This window comes from Variovorax sp. VaC1 (genome assembly GCF_043658315.1).
Classification (GTDB): Bacteria; Pseudomonadota; Gammaproteobacteria; order Burkholderiales; family Burkholderiaceae_C; genus Variovorax.
The window spans coordinates 207674-223618 of sequence record NZ_JBIGLT010000009.1 but is presented as its reverse complement, the minus strand read 5'-3'; the positions used below and the strand labels follow the sequence as shown (position 1 = coordinate 223618).

Genomic DNA, 15945 nt, shown 5'->3' with positions numbered 1-15945 from the left:
TCAGGCAGCGATGCAGCGTTGCATGCGCTGCAGGTCGTCGTGCAGGAGGCACAGGGGCGCGGCCAGCAGTGCATTCGAGGCGGTGGCGCCCGCCCGTTGCAGATGGCCCTGGTGCCGCGTGGCCACGCGGTCGAGTACCGAGAGGTCTGCCGTGCCCTTGCCCTGCAAGGCATTCGCCATGCTGGCCACCGCGGCGCTCGCGGCCTCCGAGGCTTCGTGCCAGACCGGATCGGCGCCTGGGTCCGGCACGCGGCGGAACAGACGGTCCAGCACGACCGCATCCTGGAAGATCCGCGCCGCGAGCCGCGCCTTGTTGCGGTAGGCACGCGATTCGCCGGCCGTGGCAGCGCGTCGCCACCATCGCGCCTCCAGGTCCGCGCTGCCGGCCAGGATCGTCAGCCGCACCAGTGCCGCACGGATGGCGGCGTTGGCGCGCTCGGTCTCGGCTTCGGCGGGCCGGGCCGCACCTGCCAGCGCGGCGGTGCGCCGTGCAATGCCATGCAGCAACGCCGCGCAGCCTTCGTCGAAGCGCGGGCCCGCGTGGTACTCGGACGCCACGGTCGAGATCGCCAGCGCCACACCGACGCCAATGCCGATCTGCACCATGCGCAGCAACGCCACCTGCAATGCCGAATGGCCCGGAATGCCGCCGGCCGACAGGATGATCAACGCCGCCACGGGCGCGCTGCGCAAGCCCGGCGCGGCGGCACTGGCGAAAGCCAGAAGAATGACGACGCCCAGCGTGGTCGGCAGCACCGGCGCACCGTGGTGCTGCAGATAAACGCCCGCGATGCCGCACAGTGCGCCGATGGCGGTGCCGCGCACGCGGTCCCAGCCGGCGTCCAGCGTCGAGCCGGCGCTGGGGCGCATGACGATCAGCACGCTCATCACCGCCCAGAAGCTTTCGGGCAGATGCAGGGCCATGGACACCAGCCATGCGACAGCCACGGCGATGGCCAGCTGCACGCCGGGGCGCCATCGGCCATGGCGCCAGAAACCGGTCATGCGTTGCAGAGCGGGTGCGGTGGTGCCGGTGGTGCTCATGAGGACGAAGCGGTGGACGCTCGGTCGCCGAGCGCGGCGGTAAGGCCGTCGAGCAGTTCGCAAGCTTGCAGCAGCAAGGCGCGCTGGTCGGCGTCCAGCGTGGCGCCGATCGCATCGGCCAAGGCCGCCTCGCGCGAACGCATCAACGCCTTGAGCCGCCGCGTGCCGTCGGCCGTGAGCGACAGCATCCATTGGCGCCCGTCGGTGGGATGCGGCGCGCGTTCGATCCAGCCCTCGGTCTCCAGCTCGGCCAGCAGGCGTGTCAGCGACTGGAGCTTGACCCGCTCATGCGCCGCCAGCGTGGTGGGCGAGCAAGGCCCGCGCCGGTACAACTGGCCGAGCACGCTGAGCTTGGCAATGCTCGGGCCCTCGGGCGTGGCGCTGCCACTGCGCAGCTGGCGCGCCAGTTCCGCGACCGAATTGCGAAGGCGCGAGGCGCATTGCGCCGGGTTGGGTGATGTTGAAGCCACGCCCAGATCATAAGACGTGTCTTGGTATCTGGTGACCGGATTTTCAGCCGCGGTTCGGCGATGAGTTCACGGGGAAGGTGGTGGCGGGTGCCGCGGCGGGCGCGGTGGCCGGCGATGACGCGGCCGGCGTTTCCGCTTCGACGGGCGCTTCGGCCTCGCCCTCCGGGCCTTCGAGGAACCGGTCGAGCAGCGCGAAGAAGCGGTCGTAGAAGCGCTCGTCGGTCAGGGTTTCGCTGGCCACCTTCACCATCGCGTCGTCGCTGCCCGAGAACGGCAGCGAGAGCGATCCGATGGCGCCGACGCCCAGGCTCGCCGAGTTGTTGACCTTCTTGATGCCGTAGCGGTCTTGCAGCGCGGTCGCGAAGGCCACGGTGCTTTGCTGCTTGCTGGCCTTGCCGCCTTCGCGCGCGCAGACCACGCGGAACTCGACCTCGACATGCACCTCGGCCGCCGGCTGGAAGCTCTTGCGCCCGGTCACGAGGTCGGCGTTGGCAGCCGTGATCATGTAGCCCTGGCTCAGCAACGCGCGGCGCGCGGCCTCGCAGGTCTGGGCCTCGGTCGCTTCGTAGTTGCGCGTGTGGGTGGTGGTGGAGCCGAACTCCTCCGGCTCGTAGTTCACGCGGCGCGAACTGCTGCCGCAACCGGCAAGCACGAGGGCGGACACCAGCCCCAGCAGGAGTGCCGGGGCGCGAAGGGAAGAAAAAGTCATGGGTTGCATGGTCGGCATGGAGCGGCGGCGAATGCTAACCGGCGCCTGTGCCGGCACAGGCTTCGAGCGCGGCCAGATGCCGGCGTTCCCTGCCGCCCGAAATTCTCAGGACCAGAGCAGCACGTGATGGGCCCGTGCCCGGGTCGCCGCGATCAGCCGCGCATTGGGCGCGTCGGTGCTGGCGACCCAGTCGCGCGCGGCCTCGGCGCTGCGGCCGAACTGCTGGTGGCGCTGCACCAGGCGCTGCTCGCGCACGGCGTCGTCGATGTCCACGTACCAGACCTCGTCGAGCATCGCCGCCGCGCCGGCCCACGGGCCGACGTCGTGCAGCAGGTAGTTGCCTTCGGTGATGACGAGCTGGGTCGACGGCAGCACGGCGATGGCGCCGGCAATCGGCTCCTCGATCTCGCGGCGGAATTCGGGGGCGTAGACGATGTCGCCGTCGGGGCGCTGCTCGCGCAGACGCTGCAGCAGCGCCACGTAGCCGGCACTGTCGAAAGTGTCGGGAGCGCCCTTGCGGTCGGCGCGGCCGAGCCGTTGCAGCTCGACATTGGCCAGGTGGAAGCCGTCCATGGGCACGACCTGCGCGCGGTCGGCGCCCACTGCATGCAGCAGCGCAAGCGCCAGCGTGGACTTGCCGGCGCCCGGCGCACCGACCAGCCCCAGCAGCTTGCGCTGCCCGCTGGCCATGAGGGCCTGCAGACGGGCAAGGCCGTCGGCAGGAACGGGAGGAAGCTTCTGCAAGGGGATGGAACTCATCCCTCGAGCGTAGCGTCCCCGCGCGTCAAAAAAACATCAGCCCGTCCGACTCCTTGCCGAGCCAGAAAGGCGACTGGAACATTGGCCAAAGGCATCGTCGACGAGGAATCCGCCGAGCATCGTCAACGCGTGCGGCGGCCGGGGCTTCGCCGCTATTTCCGGATCGCGCGGAACGTCAGGCTGATGCGTTCCCCCACGCCTTCAGCCTTGGGAATTGCGTGCAACCAGTCCTGCTGGACAGCGTCCGACATGTAGAGCAACGAACCATGGGGCAGCGGGTATTCGAAGCGCAGGCTGCTGTCGGTCTTGCGGCGATACGCAATGGACCGCGTGGCTCCGACCGACACGATGGCGACACCGGTGCCGGGCACCAGTGCCGCGATGTCGTCGGAGTGGAAACCCATCGACGATGCCCCGTCGGGATAGAGATTCAGAAGGCAATTGTCCGGACGAAAACCAAGCTCGGCTTCGATCCTGACGCACAGGATTTCCAGCTCGGCCGGCATCGGCACTGCTTTGTAGGCAATCTGCGAATAGTCGTAGGGCACGCCGAAGCTGGCGGTCTTGCGTGCACGCATGCGCTCGTCCCACGTCACCGCGGCGCCGAGCCATTCGAGAAGGGCATCGGGCGACGCGACGAACGCGGGATCGAGGTGAATCGGCGGGCCACTCATGGGCCCGCAGGATACAAGGACCGGCGCCTTGCGATCAGGGGTACAGGCCGCGTTCCTGGCGCGCCATCAGGATGCGCTCGCAAGCCACCGCATACGTCGCCGTGCGCAGCGTGATCTTGTGCTTGTCCGCCGTGTCCCAGATCTGGTTGAGCGCGTTCATCATGATGCGGTCCAGGCGCACGTTGATCTCGTCCTCGTCCCAGAAGAAGGACGAGAAGTCCTGGACCCATTCGAAGTAGCTCACCGTCACGCCGCCGGCGTTGCAGATCACGTCGGGCACGACCAGCACGCCGCGCTCGGCGAGGATGTCGTCGGCCTGCGGCACGGTGGGGCCGTTGGCACCTTCGAGCACCAGCTTGGCGGTGGTTTTTTGCGCGCGCTCGGCGGTGATCTGGCCTTCGAGGGCGGCCGGGATCAGGATGTCGCAGGCGACGTTCCAGAAGTCTTCGTTCGGCACGATGTCGCCGCCGGACTTGAAGGCGACCACGCCTTCCTTGTTGGCCACCGGGATCAGCTTGGCCAGGTCGAGGCCGTTGGTGTTGACGATGGTGCCGGTGTGGTCTTGCACGGCGACGATCTTGGCGCCCGCCTCGGCGAACAGTTCGGCCGCGACCGAGCCCACGTTGCCGAAGCCCTGCACGGCGATGCGCGCACCGCGCAGGTCCATGCCCAGGCGACGCGCGGCTTCGCGGCCGGTGACGAACACGCCGCGGCCGGTGGCCTTGACGCGGCCCAGCGAGCCACCCAGGTGCAGCGGCTTGCCGGTGACGACGCCGGTGGCGGTGCCGCCGACGTTCATCGAGTAGGTGTCCATCATCCACGCCATGATCTGGCCGTTGGTGTTGACGTCGGGCGCGGGGATGTCGGTGTGCGGGCCGATGATGATGCCGATCTCGCTGGTGTAGCGGCGGGTGATCTTTTCAAGCTCCTGCAGCGAGAGCTTCTTGGGGTCGACGCGGATGCCGCCCTTGGCGCCACCGTAGGGCAGGTTGACGGCGGCGGTCTTGATGGTCATCCAGGCCGACAGGGCCATCACTTCTTCGAGCGTGACGTCGGGGTGGAAGCGCACGCCGCCCTTGCCCGGGCCGCGGCTCATGTTGTGCTGCACGCGGTAGCCCTCGAAGTGGGCGATGGTGCCGTCGTCCATTTCGATGGGCACGTCGACGATCAGTGCGCGCTTGGGGCGCTTCAGGGTTTCGACCCAGCGGGCCAGCGGGCCGAGGTACGGCACGACACGGTCGACCTGGGAGAGGTACGTTCCCCACGGGCTGTTGGCGGTGGGGGAGACGAAGGAGAGTTTTTCACTCATGAGAGATCCCTTGGTTTGGAAAGGTGGCCGCAACGATAGACCTCTCGCGCCCGTCGCGCCATGGCTTATGCGCGTCGCGCTGACGGTTATGCAAGAGAGGTTGGACGGGCACGGATGCGGCGGTGCAGCACGCCTTCATGACGCCAGCATTGCGCCGATGTAATCGCGCCGTTCGGCTGTTGACGCCCTGGCTTCCTAGATTGGTCCGGCATGACGGCCCGAGCCGGCATGGCCGGCGCCATCGGGCGCGGGCAACCAACCCAAGGAGATCTTCGACATGCTGCAACGCAAACTTTTTGCATCGCTCGCCGCCGTGGCGGCTTCCGCTGCCGCGCTGGCGCCCCTGGCCGCTTCGGCGGCCGGCGAATACCACTTCGCCCCGACCGAGGCCGGCGTGACGCGCCACCCCGACCATCTGCGCCAGGAGCCGTCGCGCGACAAGGTGGTTGCCGAGCTGGAGACGGCACAGAAGCAACCCGCCTGGAACATCGTGAGCCGCGGCGCGCCCTGGCCCACGCCGCGCACCGGCCAGCCCGCCACGCGCGAGGCCGTGGAGGCGGAGACCCTCAAGGCCATGCGCGCGGGAACGATCCCATCGGGCGAACGGTAGGCAAGGGCATGTCCGGCGGGCCCTGTTTTCCGGGCACGCGCCGGACATGCGCAGATGACGAAACTGTCATCAACGGGTTATCGATCGGGTGGATGCGTTTTTTAGAGTTGGTCTCACCAACCACCACTACCAAGGATCTAGGAATGAAGCAGCTGTCCACCACCCGCCTCCTGAGCACCGCCACCGTCGCAGCCCTGCTGGGCCTGATGGCGGCACCGAGCTTTGCAGGCAACTACGCCGAAGGCGATCCGCGTCCCGTGTCGATGAACTCATCGACGACGCGCGCCGCCGTGGCATCCGACGCACAACAGTGGCTGAAGACCGCGCCCACGCAGGGCTACACCGACGGCATCTCGCAGCAAGCCGCTGTGGTGTCGGCCAACACCCGCGCCGCCGTGGCGGCCGACACGCGCCTGTGGATGCAGTCGGGCCTTGCGGCCAAGCAGAACACCGAATCGGGCACCGATGCATCGCGGCCGGGCTACCGCCAGGCCGCCGCCGAGTACGCGCGCCTGCGTGCCAGCCCGGCCTACGGCGCGCTGGTCGACCAGTTGAAGAACCAGCAGGCAGCGGCCGCCGCGCAGAACACGGTTCGCTGAGTGCGCCACGCGAAGGAAATGCGCCGGCCAGCCGGCAAAGGGTAGGCCGACGGCATTTCCTTGGTTCTATCTCCTATGGCTTGAGCCCATAGGCCGCATCTTCTGCAATGAATCGATGCGCGAGCCGGATAATCCTCCGATGCTCGACCTGGACCGCATCGATCTCCGCCTGCTGAAGATTCTTCAGGAGGATGGCCGCATCACCAACCTGAAGCTGGCCGAAGCGGTGGCGCTTTCGCCCACCGCCGTGCTGGCGCGCGTGCAGCGGCTGACGCGCGACGGGTTCATCCAGGGCTACGAGGCACGCCTCGATCCGCACAAGCTGGGCCGCGGCTTCACCGTGTTCGTCGAGGTGCTGCTCGACCGCACCACGCCCAATGTGTTCGACCAGTTCAAGGCCGCGGTGCAGGTGCGCGACGAGATCATGGAATGCCACATGGTTGCCGGCGGCTTCGACTACCTGCTCAAGACCCGCATGGCCGACATGGCCGCCTACCGCGAGTTCGCGGGCACGGTGCTGTGGCAACTGCCCGGTGTGCGCGAGACGCGGACCTATGCGGTGATGGAAGAAGTGAAGAACAGCGCGCGCCTGCCGCTGGGCGTGTGAGCGCGACCGCGCGCAAAACCCGAGCGGCCCGGGCAACCTAGGCAGGCTTGCGCGCCCTGCCCCCGAAGATCGCGGTGCCCACGCGCACCATCGTGCTGCCCGCGCTGATCGCGGCTTCGAGGTCGGCGCTCATGCCAAGAGAAAGTGTGTCGAGTTCGATGCCCGCGTCGCGGATCGACTGGTACACCGCATGCGCGCGCAGGCACAACGCGCGCTGTGCTTCGAAGCCGTCGGCCGGTTCGGGGATCGCCATGAGCCCGCGCAGCCGCAGCTGTGGCAAAGCAGCCACAGCGCGTGCAAGCGCCAATGCCTCGTCGGGCGTCACGCCGGACTTGTTGGCACCGCCGTCCACATTAACCTGAAGGCATACATTGAGCGGCGGCAGATGCGCCGGCCGCTGCGCCGACAAACGCTCGGCAATCTTGAGCCGATCGATGCTGTGCACCCAGTCGAAGTGCTCCGCCACGGGCCGCGTCTTGTTGCTTTGCAGAGGGCCGATGCAGTGCCACTCGAGGGAGGCGCGCAGATCGGCGAGGGCCTCGATCTTGTCGAGCCCTTCCTGTACATAGTTCTCGCCGAAGGCCGACTGGCCCGCCGCGTGGGCTTCGCGCACCGCGTCCGGCCCGAAGGTCTTGGACACCGCCAGCAGCCGGACCCCGGCCGGGTCGCGGCCAACGGTGTTGCACGCCTGCGTGATCCGGTTCTTTACTTGCTGGAGGTCGTCGCCAATCATCGTCATAATCGTCCAAAATCGTATCAAAACGTCACCAGATCCGAGCCGAGGAACCCCGTGGACATTACCCAATTGCTGGCGTTCAGCGTCAAGAACAAAGCCTCCGACCTCCACCTGTCGGCCGGCTTGCCCCCCATGATCCGCGTCAACGGCGACGTGCGCCGCATCAACGTCGATGCGCTCGACCACAAGGGCGTGCACGCGATGGTGTACGACATCATGAGCGACACGCACCGCAAGCACTACGAAGAGTTCCTGGAGGTCGACTTCTCGTTCGAGATCGACGGCCTCGCACGCTTCCGCGTGAACGCCTTCAACCAGGCGCGCGGTGCGGCCGCGGTGTTCCGGACCATTCCTTCGAAGATCCTCACGCTCGAGCAGCTGAACGCGCCGAAGATTTTCGGCGAACTGGCGCTCAAGCCGCGCGGCCTGGTGCTGGTGACGGGCCCCACGGGTTCGGGCAAGTCGACCACGCTGGCGGCGATGGTCAACTACCTCAACGAAAACGAGTACGGCCACATCCTCACGGTGGAAGACCCGATCGAGTTCGTGCACGAGTCGAAGAAGTGCCTGATCAACCAGCGCGAAGTGGGCCCGATGACGCTGTCGTTCTCGAACGCGCTGCGCTCTGCCCTGCGCGAAGACCCCGACGCCATTCTTGTGGGCGAGCTGCGCGACCTCGAAACCATTCGCCTCGCGATGACCGCGGCCGAAACGGGCCACCTGGTGTTCGGCACGCTGCACACCTCGTCTGCTGCCAAGACCATCGACCGGATCATCGACGTGTTCCCCGGTGAAGAAAAGGAAATGATCCGCGCGATGCTTTCCGAGTCGCTGCAGGCGGTGATCTCGCAGACGCTGTGCAAGACCAAGGACGGCCAGGGTCGCGTGGCGGCGCACGAGATCATGCTGGGCACGCCGGCCATCCGCAATTTGATCCGCGAGGCCAAGGTGGCGCAGATGTACTCCACCATCCAGACCGGCCAGGGCTCGGGCATGCAGACGCTCGACCAGAACCTGACGGACCTGGTGCGCCGCAATACGATCTCTGCCGCCGAAGCACGCGGCAAGGCCAAGATCCCCGAGAATTTCCCCGGCTGATCCAGCCACCCGGAGCACGACATCATGGAACGCGATCAAGCCAGCCAGTTCATCAACGACCTGCTCAAGCTCATGGTGAGCCGCAATGGCAGCGACCTGTTCATCACCGCCGACTTCCCGCCGGCCATCAAGGTCGACGGAAAGGTCACCAAGGTGTCGCAGCAGGCACTGGGCTCGCAGCACACGCTGGCGCTGACGCGCTCGGTCATGAACGATCGCCAGACGGCCGAGTTCGAGCGCACCAAGGAGTGCAACTTCGCGATCTCGCCGACCGGCATCGGCCGCTTCCGCGTGAATGCGTTCGTGCAGCAAGGCAAGGTCGGCATGGTGCTGCGGACCATTCCCGCGAAGCTGCCGACCATCGACGGCCTGGGCATGCCGCAGGTGCTGAAAGACGTGTCGATGACCAAGCGCGGCCTGTGCATCCTGGTGGGTGCCACGGGCTCGGGCAAGTCGACCACGCTGGCCGCGATGATCGACTGGCGCAACGAAAACTCCTTCGGCCACATCGTCACGGTGGAAGACCCGGTCGAGTTCGTGCACCCGCACAAGAACTGCGTGGTGACGCAGCGCGAAGTGGGCATCGACACCGACAGCTGGGAGGCGGCGCTCAAGAACACGCTGCGCCAGGCGCCCGACGTGATCCTGATGGGCGAAATCCGCGACCGCGAAACGATGGAGCACGCGGTGGCCTTTGCCGAAACCGGCCACCTGTGCATGGCCACGCTGCACGCCAACAGCGCCAACCAGGCACTCGACCGGATCATCAACTTCTTCCCCGAAGAGCGCCGCGCACAGCTGCTGATGGACCTGTCGCTGAACCTGCGCTCGCTGATCTCGCAACGGCTGGTGCCCACCGAAGACGGCCAGGGCCGCGTGGCGGCGGTCGAGGTGCTGCTGAACACGCCGCTGATCTCGGACCTGATCTTCAAGGGCGAAGTGGGCGAGATCAAGGAGATCATGAAGAAGAGCCGCAACCTGGGCATGCAGACCTTCGACCAGGCGCTGTTCGACCTGTTCGAGAGCCACTCGATCACCTTCGAGGACGCGCTGCGCAATGCCGACTCGGCCAACGACCTGCGGCTGCAGATCAAGCTCAACAGCCAGCGCGCGCGCAGCACCGACCTGGCGGCGGGCACGGAGCACTTCGCGATCGTCTGACCGGACCGGGCCGGCGCGGTTGATTGCGCCGCGCTAGTCGATCTGCCGCTGCCACGCGGCGAAGACGCCGGCCACCAGCGCAATCACCGCCATCGCGGTGAACCCGTCGAGCGAGGCCATGAAGGTGGCCTGCTGTTCGAGCGTGCGCCACAGCGTGCCCAGCGCCATCGCATGCGCCTCGCCCGCCGAATGCCCCGCTGCCGCAAAGCCATGGGTGAGCGATTCCAGCGCCTGCATGAAGCTGGCATTCGCAGGGTTGGCCGATTCGCTCAGCCGCACCTCGTGCAACGCCAACCGGTGCTGCTGCAATGCGATCACGCTCGATGTCGCGAATGAAATCGCGAGCTGCCGCACCAGATTCTTGAGCCGGTAGCCGTGCGCGAACTCTTCGGCCGCGAAGGGGCGAAACGTGAGGTTGGCCACCGGCAGCACGACGAACAGCATCAGCAGCCCGCGCAGCAGCAGCGGCCCCAGCAAGGCTTCACGGCCCACCTGCGGCGTGACCCGCGACAGCCACCACGCCGCCAGCGCCGCAATGCCGAAGCCCGTGACGATGAGCCACTTCTTGCGCGTGAGCAGCGCCGAATAGCGCAGGTAGACGAACACCAGCAGCCCCGTCGCCAGCGATGCCGCGCCCGTGAAGTAGCCGGTGTTGCCGACGGTGAAACCAAGGCCGCCTTCCATCAGCCGGGGCAGCAGGTAGCTGAAGCCCGTCGACAGGTAGTAGTAGACGACGTACAGCGCCAGCCCGACCCGGAAGGACGCGTTGCGCAACGCATGCAGCCGCACCAGCGGCGCCGGGTGCTGCCACTGCTGGTAGCCGAACCACGCGAGCCCCACCACGCCCACGATCGTCAGGCCGATCAGCGCGGGCGAGCCGGTGAAAAGCTCGAAGTGCGAGCGCGTCAGCACCACTTGCAGCGCGGCCTGCGCGAGCGCGAACACGAGGTAGGCGACGTAGTGCGGCTCGGTGCGCTCGTGCGGCTCGACGTCGCCGATGTCGGGCAGCGTCCAGAGCACCAGCAGGCCGATCAGCGCCGCGGCCGGCGCGGTGCTCGCGAACAGCCAGCGCCAGTCGAAGTTGGTCACGAGAAAGGCGCCCACGATCGGCGCCAGCGCACCGCCGAAGACGATCAGCACCATGAAGGCCTTCAGCGCCTTGGCACGGCGCGCCGGTGGAATGCCGATCTGGATCAGGATGCGGCAGGCACCCAGCATCGGCCCGACGAAGTAGCCCTGCACCGCGCGCGCCAAGGTCAGCTGCGTGGAGCTGTCGCACAGCGCCGCACCCACGCCACCGGCCGCAAAGGCGAACATGCAGATCGCCAGGTAGCGCCGGTAGCCCAGCCGCTCGACCCACGCATGCTGGTGCAGGATGCCGAGCACGGCGCCCAGCGCGTACGCGCTCGAGGCCCACACCAGTTCGTCGGGCGAGGCGTTGACGCCGCCGGCGATGTAGCTCGCGAAGAAGGCGAACAGGGCGTTGTCGAAATAGTCGATGGCCGTGACGAGGCCGATGGCCCAGGGCAGCAGCGCGATCGCGACGCCGCTGCCGCGCGAAGGCCATGCCAGGGCCGGGGAGGTCATTCGAAAGCCTTCGCGCCCTGTACGGCGGCACGATCGTTTTCGGGCGGCCTTGCGGTGCTCATGGCGCCGGCCGCTCCTGGCGCCGGCTTTCGAGCGCCTCTTCGACCGGCTCGCCGGCCAGGCGGCGCTCGACGTAGTCGAGGTCGCGCCGCAACTGCGCCTGCAGCGCGCCCGCCTCCTTGAGCTCGCGGCGCACCTGGGCCACGCGCGCGTCGAGCGTTTCCAGTTGCCCGGTCAGCGTTTCGCGCAGTGTCTTGAGCGAAGCGTTGGACAACCGTGGCCGGCCGCCCTCGGCCGGCGCCTCCATCGGCTGCTGCAGCATCGCGGTGATGGCGGTGAGCGAGAAACCCAGCGAACGCATGCGCAGCACGCGCGCCAGCTTGTCGAGATCGGCCTGCTCGTACAGGCGGTAACCGCCCTCGCTGCGCACCGGCACCACGATGCCCAGTTCTTCGTAGTACTTGAGCGTGCGCGGCGTGACGTCGAGCCGCGCGGCGGCATCGCGCACGGTGATGGTCTTGGCGGGGTTCGGCTCGGTCATGACGGGGTGATTCTACCCAAACCTGCACGTTCACGTACATGTTTGGCGCATCCCATCGCTCGCGGAATGGCTTTAAGCTCCTGCCCCATGAGCAGCATCAACACCCGAACCTACGAATCCATCCCCGCGCAGACAGTGGCCTTTCTCGGCCTCGGCGTCATGGGCGGGCCCATGGCCGGCCACCTGGCCAAGGCCGGCCACAGCGTGACGGTCTACAACCGCACGCCCGCCAAGGCGCAGGCCTGGGCTGCCGAATTCGGTGCGCCCGGCCGCCATGCCCCGACGCCGCGCGAAGCGGCCGCCGGCGCCAGCATCGTGTTCTGCTGCGTCGGCAACGACGACGACCTGCGCTCGGTGGTGCTGGGCGACGACGGCGCCTTCGCCGGCATGGCGAAGGGCGCGGTGTTCGTCGACCACACGACGGCATCGGCCGACGTGGCGCGCGAACTGTCGAAGGCAGCGCAGGCGCTGGGCCTGCACTTCATCGATGCGCCAGTGTCGGGCGGACAGGCCGGTGCGCAGAACGGCGCACTGACCGTGATGTGCGGCGGTGAAGCCGCCGTGTTCGAGCGCATCAAGCCAGTGGCCATGGCGTTCTCGCGCGCGGTCACGCTGCTGGGCGAGAGCGGCGCCGGCCAGCTCGCAAAGATGGTGAACCAGATCGCCATCGCGGGGCTGGTGCAGGGCCTGTCGGAAGCCATCGCCTTCGGCCAGCGCGCCGGGCTCGACATGGAAGCGGTGCTGGGCGTCATCAGCAAGGGCGCCGCACAGAGCTGGCAGATGGAAAACCGCGGCAAGACGATGATCGAAGGCAAGTTCGACTATGGCTTTGCGGTCGACTGGATGCGCAAGGACCTGGGCCTGGTGCTGGACGAAGCCAAGCGCAACGGTGCGCGCGTGCCGGTGACGGCGCTGGTCGACCAGTTCTATGCCGACGTGCAGCAGGCCGGCGGCCAGCGCTGGGACACCTCCAGCCTCATCACCCGATTGAAATAGGCTCGTTCCCAGGCTTCGCGCACTTCGTGTCGCTGAGCCTTCCTCCTGCCGGGGGCAACACCTGAGGCCCGGCGAAGCCGGTTCCTCGGTGTCTCACGAAGGGGCCGGGCTGCGCCGGCCGTTGCTTCATTGCTGCTGGATCAGCGCACGGGCGTGGTTGTCGCACCGCCTGCGGGCTGCGTCGAAGTTCCGCCCGACGGCAGCGGCGCCATCGGCGGGAGCGGAACGCGCGACGATGACGACGAGGCCGGAATGGTCTGCGGCGGCGCGGGCGTGGCCGGGACCGACGATGTCACCGGTGCGCCGGTGCCACCTGCCTGGGACTGGCTGGCAAGGTCTGCCTCGCTCACGATCTCGACGACGCGCACCACCTTCACGACACCGGCCACGCCACGCGTGATTTCGGTCGCGCGATCGGTCTCGCGGCGGGTGGCGATGCCCATCAGGTAGACCACGCCGCGTTCGGTCACGACCTTGAACGAGTTGGCGAAGATGTCCTTGGCATCGAGCAGCGAGGCCTTGACCTTGCCGGTGACGTAGAGGTCGTTCGAGCGGTCCTGGAAGGTGCTCGGGGTGCCGATGGTGAGTTCGTTGACCACCGAGCGCACGTTGTCCACGCGCAGCACCGCCTCTTCGACCTTGCGCCGGTCGGCGTCATTGCCCACCGCGCCGGTCAGCAGCACCTGGCGGTTGTAGCTGGTGACGCTCACGTACATCTGGTCGTTGGCCATGTCGCGCACGCGGGCAGCGGCGCGCAGCTCGATGCCCTGGTCGTCGAGCTGGGCACCCGAGCTGCGGCGATCGGTCGCCAGCAGGCCCACGCCCACCGCGGCACCGCCCACCACGAGCGGAACGCAGGCGGAAAGACCGGCGACCAGTGCGGCACCCATGGTGAGTGCAATGGCGAAACGCTGGATCGGTGTCGTCGTCATGGTCATGAGGAAATTTCCTGTTCTCCGAGTAACTGGGCGTCCACACCGTCGCACAGGCAATGCAGCGCGAGCAGGTGGACTTCGTGGATGCGCGCCGCACGCTCGTGCGGGACGCTGATCTGGACATCGGTTTCGCGCAGCGCGCGGCCGATGACGCCGCCGGTGCCGCTGCTGCCCGCGCCCGGTGCCGAAGGTGGGCCCGAGACCGCGTTGCCCAGCAGGGCGACCACGGTCATGTCGCGTTCGTGCGCGGCCATCACGGCGGCGAGCACCGCGGCGGATTGGCCGCTCGCGCTCAGTGCCAGCAGCACGTCGCCGGCCTGGCCGAGCGCGCGCACCTGGCGGGCGAAGCGGTCGGCATCGATGGCATTGGCGCTGTCGGCATTGGGGTCGGTCGTGTCGCCGGGCAGCGCGATGGCGCCCAGCTCGGGGCGCTCGCGTTCGAAGCGACCGACGAACTGCGCGGCGAACTGCGCCGCCAGCAGACCCGACACACCCGCACCGCAGGCCAGCACCTTGCCACCGCTGGTCACGCAGGCCAGGATGGCCTGCATGGCCTGGGAGATGGGTTTGCTGAGGACCGGTCCGGTCTGGTATTTGAGGTCGGCACTGTCGATGAAGTGCTGCTGAATACGTTGCTCGAGCATGTGGCGGGATGATAACTGGGGGTTGTGAAACAAGACGTGTGAGTTGTGGAGCCTTCAGCAAGGCTTCAGTTCCCGCGCGATGCGGGTCAGCCGGCGTCGAACGCGGCCTGCAACCAGATGATTTTCTCCTCGACCAGCACCACGTCGAAACGGCACGGTGGCACCGTGCGCAACTGGTTCAGGTAGTGCCGCGCGGCGAACACGATGCGCCGCTGCTTCAGCCCGGTGATGCTGCCGCCCGCGCCGCCATGCGCGCCCGTGCTGCGCTGGCGGACCTCGACGAACACCAGCGTGCCACCACTGGGGCCACGCGGATCGCGCATGATCAGGTCGATCTCGCCGCCGCCTCGTCCGGGCGTTCGATAATTGCGCGCAACCAGCACCAGGCCGGCGTTGTTCAGATGGTCGAGCGCAGCGTCTTCCGCCGCATCGCCGCGATGCTTCGTTGTGATGGTCTTCATGCTCCCTGCCGTCTTCTTGTTTGTATTTCCGGAGAAACCCATTGGCTTCACTCGCACCCGCCTCTTTCGGCGCCGCCCTCGCGGCCGCGCATGACGCCGCGGGTGCGCAGCATTATCCGCAGGCCACGCTCTACGTGGTCGCCACGCCCATCGGCAACCTGGCCGACATCACGCTGCGCGCGCTGCATGTGCTGCAACTGGTGGACGTGATCGCCTGCGAGGACACGCGCCACACGCAGAGCCTGCTGCGCGCCTACGGCATCGACCGGCCGGGCGCCCGGCTGCTGGCCGTGCACCAGCACAACGAGGCCGAGGCGGCGCAGACCGTGGTCGCGCGGCTCGCGCAGGGCGAGCGCATCGCCTACGTCAGCGACGCCGGCACACCCGGCGTGAGCGACCCCGGCGCCCGGCTGGCTGCTGCCGTGCGCGCGGCGGGGCAGCGCGTGCTGCCGCTGCCGGGCGCGAGCAGCGTCACCACGCTGATCAGCGCCGCCGGTCTCGTGGCCGATGGCGGCGACGGCGGCAACGCAAGCAGCGCCTTCGTCTTCGCCGGCTTCCTGCCGAGCAAGGCAGGCGAACGCGACACGGCCATGCAGTCGCTGTCGCAGGAACCGCGCGCCGTCGTGTTGCTGGAAGCCCCGCACCGCATCGAAAGCCTGGCACGCGCGCTCGCCACGCTGGGCGAGCGCCGCATCACCGTGGGCCGCGAACTCACCAAGCAGTTCGAGGAGATCGCGACCGTGGCGGCCAGCGCCCTGCCCGACTGGTTCGCGGCCGACCGCGACCGCACGCGCGGCGAATTCGCGCTGGTGCTGCATCCGGTGGCGGTGTCGGGCGATGGCGGTGCGGAGGGCGAACGCGTGCTGCGTCTGTTGCTGGCCGAGCTGCCTGTGAAGACCGCGGTGCGGCTCGCAGCGGAGATCAGCGGATCGCCGCGCAATGCGCTCTACGAAACCGCACTGCGCATCCGCAACGATGCGCAGGACGCGGACGGTGAATAACCCG

General features: G+C 67.9%; 19 protein-coding genes. 7 read left to right on the top strand and 12 right to left on the bottom strand.

Annotation, left to right across the window (positions count from 1 at the left end; translation table 11 throughout):
- The 6 genes from ACGLHS_RS30890 to ACGLHS_RS30865 form a co-directional block, all read right to left on the bottom strand.
- On the bottom strand, positions 1-1044 hold the full coding sequence (locus tag ACGLHS_RS30890) for an aromatic acid exporter family protein (RefSeq protein ID WP_394485619.1): 1044 nt from the start codon (positions 1042-1044) through the stop codon (positions 1-3).
- The gene (locus ACGLHS_RS30885; RefSeq protein WP_394485618.1) at positions 1041-1514 is read right to left on the bottom strand and encodes a MarR family winged helix-turn-helix transcriptional regulator; all 474 of its coding nucleotides are present in this window, start codon (positions 1512-1514) and stop codon (positions 1041-1043) included. The genes ACGLHS_RS30890 and ACGLHS_RS30885 overlap by 4 nt, the downstream gene beginning before the upstream one ends.
- Positions 1515-1557: 43 nt before the next feature.
- Entirely contained in the window at positions 1558-2223 is a 666-nt protein-coding gene (locus ACGLHS_RS30880; protein ID WP_394485617.1) for a DUF2242 domain-containing protein, read from the bottom strand.
- Between the two features lie 105 nt (positions 2224-2328).
- Positions 2329-2982, bottom strand: a complete 654-nt coding sequence (locus ACGLHS_RS30875) for a nucleoside/nucleotide kinase family protein (protein WP_093247207.1) — start codon at positions 2980-2982, stop codon at positions 2329-2331.
- A 152-nt stretch (positions 2983-3134) separates the two neighbouring features.
- A complete protein-coding gene (locus ACGLHS_RS30870) occupies positions 3135-3656 on the bottom strand; it encodes an alpha-ketoglutarate-dependent dioxygenase AlkB family protein (protein ID WP_394485616.1) in 522 nt (173 codons plus the stop codon).
- A gap of 34 nt (positions 3657-3690) precedes the next feature.
- The gene (locus ACGLHS_RS30865; protein WP_394485615.1) at positions 3691-4965 is read right to left on the bottom strand and encodes a Glu/Leu/Phe/Val dehydrogenase; all 1275 of its coding nucleotides are present in this window, start codon (positions 4963-4965) and stop codon (positions 3691-3693) included.
- Positions 4966-5242: 277 nt separating this feature from the next.
- Here ACGLHS_RS30865 and ACGLHS_RS30860 point away from each other — a divergent pair, with 277 nt between their 5' ends.
- The 3 genes from ACGLHS_RS30860 (at position 5243) to ACGLHS_RS30850 (ending at position 6781) form a co-directional block, all read left to right on the top strand.
- The gene (locus ACGLHS_RS30860; protein ID WP_093247210.1) at positions 5243-5575 is read left to right on the top strand and encodes a DUF4148 domain-containing protein; all 333 of its coding nucleotides are present in this window, start codon (positions 5243-5245) and stop codon (positions 5573-5575) included.
- Between the two features lie 143 nt (positions 5576-5718).
- Entirely contained in the window at positions 5719-6174 is a 456-nt protein-coding gene (locus ACGLHS_RS30855; protein ID WP_394485614.1) for a hypothetical protein, read from the top strand.
- A 139-nt stretch (positions 6175-6313) separates the two neighbouring features.
- On the top strand, positions 6314-6781 hold the full coding sequence (locus ACGLHS_RS30850; protein WP_019657564.1) for an Lrp/AsnC ligand binding domain-containing protein: 468 nt from the start codon (positions 6314-6316) through the stop codon (positions 6779-6781).
- A 37-nt stretch (positions 6782-6818) separates the two neighbouring features.
- Here the strand turns inward: ACGLHS_RS30850 and ACGLHS_RS30845 are convergent, their stop codons facing one another.
- Positions 6819-7520 carry a YggS family pyridoxal phosphate-dependent enzyme gene (locus tag ACGLHS_RS30845; RefSeq protein WP_394485613.1) on the bottom strand — a complete coding sequence of 234 codons (702 nt, stop codon included), beginning with the start codon at positions 7518-7520 and terminating at the stop codon, positions 6819-6821.
- A gap of 51 nt (positions 7521-7571) precedes the next feature.
- On the opposite strand from ACGLHS_RS30845, the gene ACGLHS_RS30840 reads away from it, so the two are divergent.
- Together ACGLHS_RS30840 and ACGLHS_RS30835 are read left to right on the top strand one after the other, a co-directional pair.
- Entirely contained in the window at positions 7572-8615 is a 1044-nt protein-coding gene (locus ACGLHS_RS30840; protein ID WP_093247214.1) for a type IV pilus twitching motility protein PilT, read from the top strand.
- Positions 8616-8639: 24 nt separating this feature from the next.
- Entirely contained in the window at positions 8640-9776 is a 1137-nt protein-coding gene (locus ACGLHS_RS30835) for a PilT/PilU family type 4a pilus ATPase (RefSeq protein ID WP_093247215.1), read from the top strand.
- Positions 9777-9809: 33 nt separating this feature from the next.
- On the opposite strand, the gene ACGLHS_RS30830 is transcribed toward ACGLHS_RS30835, so the two are convergent.
- Positions 9810-11363 (bottom strand): MFS transporter, encoded by a 1554-nt coding sequence (locus ACGLHS_RS30830; RefSeq protein WP_394485611.1) that lies wholly within the window; start codon positions 11361-11363, stop codon positions 9810-9812.
- Between the two features lie 58 nt (positions 11364-11421).
- Positions 11422-11904 (bottom strand): MerR family transcriptional regulator, encoded by a 483-nt coding sequence (locus tag ACGLHS_RS30825; protein ID WP_394485610.1) that lies wholly within the window; start codon positions 11902-11904, stop codon positions 11422-11424.
- Positions 11905-11991: 87 nt separating this feature from the next.
- Between ACGLHS_RS30825 and ACGLHS_RS30820 the strand changes: the two genes are divergently transcribed.
- Complete coding sequence (locus tag ACGLHS_RS30820) at positions 11992-12900, top strand: NAD(P)-dependent oxidoreductase (protein WP_093247218.1); 909 nt, start codon at positions 11992-11994, stop codon at positions 12898-12900.
- Positions 12901-13040: 140 nt separating this feature from the next.
- Here the strand turns inward: ACGLHS_RS30820 and ACGLHS_RS30815 are convergent, their stop codons facing one another.
- From ACGLHS_RS30815 to ACGLHS_RS30805, 3 genes are all read right to left on the bottom strand, one after another.
- Positions 13041-13838, bottom strand: a complete 798-nt coding sequence (locus ACGLHS_RS30815) for a BON domain-containing protein (protein WP_093247219.1) — start codon at positions 13836-13838, stop codon at positions 13041-13043.
- On the bottom strand, positions 13835-14479 hold the full coding sequence (locus tag ACGLHS_RS30810) for an SIS domain-containing protein (RefSeq protein ID WP_093247220.1): 645 nt from the start codon (positions 14477-14479) through the stop codon (positions 13835-13837). The genes ACGLHS_RS30815 and ACGLHS_RS30810 overlap by 4 nt, the downstream gene beginning before the upstream one ends.
- A gap of 86 nt (positions 14480-14565) precedes the next feature.
- Entirely contained in the window at positions 14566-14982 is a 417-nt protein-coding gene (locus ACGLHS_RS30805) for a YraN family protein (RefSeq protein WP_394485609.1), read from the bottom strand.
- On the opposite strand from ACGLHS_RS30805, the gene rsmI reads away from it, so the two are divergent.
- Positions 14982-15941: a 16S rRNA (cytidine(1402)-2'-O)-methyltransferase gene (rsmI, locus tag ACGLHS_RS30800; RefSeq protein WP_394485608.1), complete on the top strand. Its 960-nt coding sequence runs from the start codon at positions 14982-14984 to the stop codon at positions 15939-15941. The genes ACGLHS_RS30805 and rsmI overlap by 1 nt on opposite strands.
- The last annotated feature ends 4 nt before the right edge of the window (positions 15942-15945 follow it).

Bases quoted from the DNA above. Each gene is read 5' to 3' on its own strand.
- ACGLHS_RS30820 (WP_093247218.1), top strand. From the start codon at position 11,992: ATGAGCAGCATCAACACCCGAACCTACGAATCCATCCCCGCGCAGACA.
- ACGLHS_RS30865 (WP_394485615.1), bottom strand. From the start codon at position 4,965: ATGAGTGAAAAACTCTCCTTCGTCTCCCCCACCGCCAACAGCCCGTGG.
- ACGLHS_RS30890 (WP_394485619.1), bottom strand. From the start codon at position 1,044: ATGAGCACCACCGGCACCACCGCACCCGCTCTGCAACGCATGACCGGT.
- ACGLHS_RS30850 (WP_019657564.1), top strand. From the start codon at position 6,314: ATGCTCGACCTGGACCGCATCGATCTCCGCCTGCTGAAGATTCTTCAG.
- ACGLHS_RS30805 (WP_394485609.1), bottom strand. From the start codon at position 14,982: ATGGGTTTCTCCGGAAATACAAACAAGAAGACGGCAGGGAGCATGAAG.
- ACGLHS_RS30860 (WP_093247210.1), top strand. From the start codon at position 5,243: ATGCTGCAACGCAAACTTTTTGCATCGCTCGCCGCCGTGGCGGCTTCC.
- ACGLHS_RS30825 (WP_394485610.1), bottom strand. From the start codon at position 11,904: ATGACCGAGCCGAACCCCGCCAAGACCATCACCGTGCGCGATGCCGCC.
- ACGLHS_RS30855 (WP_394485614.1), top strand. From the start codon at position 5,719: ATGAAGCAGCTGTCCACCACCCGCCTCCTGAGCACCGCCACCGTCGCA.
- ACGLHS_RS30810 (WP_093247220.1), bottom strand. From the start codon at position 14,479: ATGCTCGAGCAACGTATTCAGCAGCACTTCATCGACAGTGCCGACCTC.
- ACGLHS_RS30845 (WP_394485613.1), bottom strand. From the start codon at position 7,520: ATGACGATGATTGGCGACGACCTCCAGCAAGTAAAGAACCGGATCACG.
- ACGLHS_RS30830 (WP_394485611.1), bottom strand. From the start codon at position 11,363: ATGACCTCCCCGGCCCTGGCATGGCCTTCGCGCGGCAGCGGCGTCGCG.
- ACGLHS_RS30835 (WP_093247215.1), top strand. From the start codon at position 8,640: ATGGAACGCGATCAAGCCAGCCAGTTCATCAACGACCTGCTCAAGCTC.
- ACGLHS_RS30875 (WP_093247207.1), bottom strand. From the start codon at position 2,982: ATGAGTTCCATCCCCTTGCAGAAGCTTCCTCCCGTTCCTGCCGACGGC.
- ACGLHS_RS30815 (WP_093247219.1), bottom strand. From the start codon at position 13,838: ATGACCATGACGACGACACCGATCCAGCGTTTCGCCATTGCACTCACC.
- ACGLHS_RS30880 (WP_394485617.1), bottom strand. From the start codon at position 2,223: ATGACTTTTTCTTCCCTTCGCGCCCCGGCACTCCTGCTGGGGCTGGTG.
- ACGLHS_RS30870 (WP_394485616.1), bottom strand. From the start codon at position 3,656: ATGAGTGGCCCGCCGATTCACCTCGATCCCGCGTTCGTCGCGTCGCCC.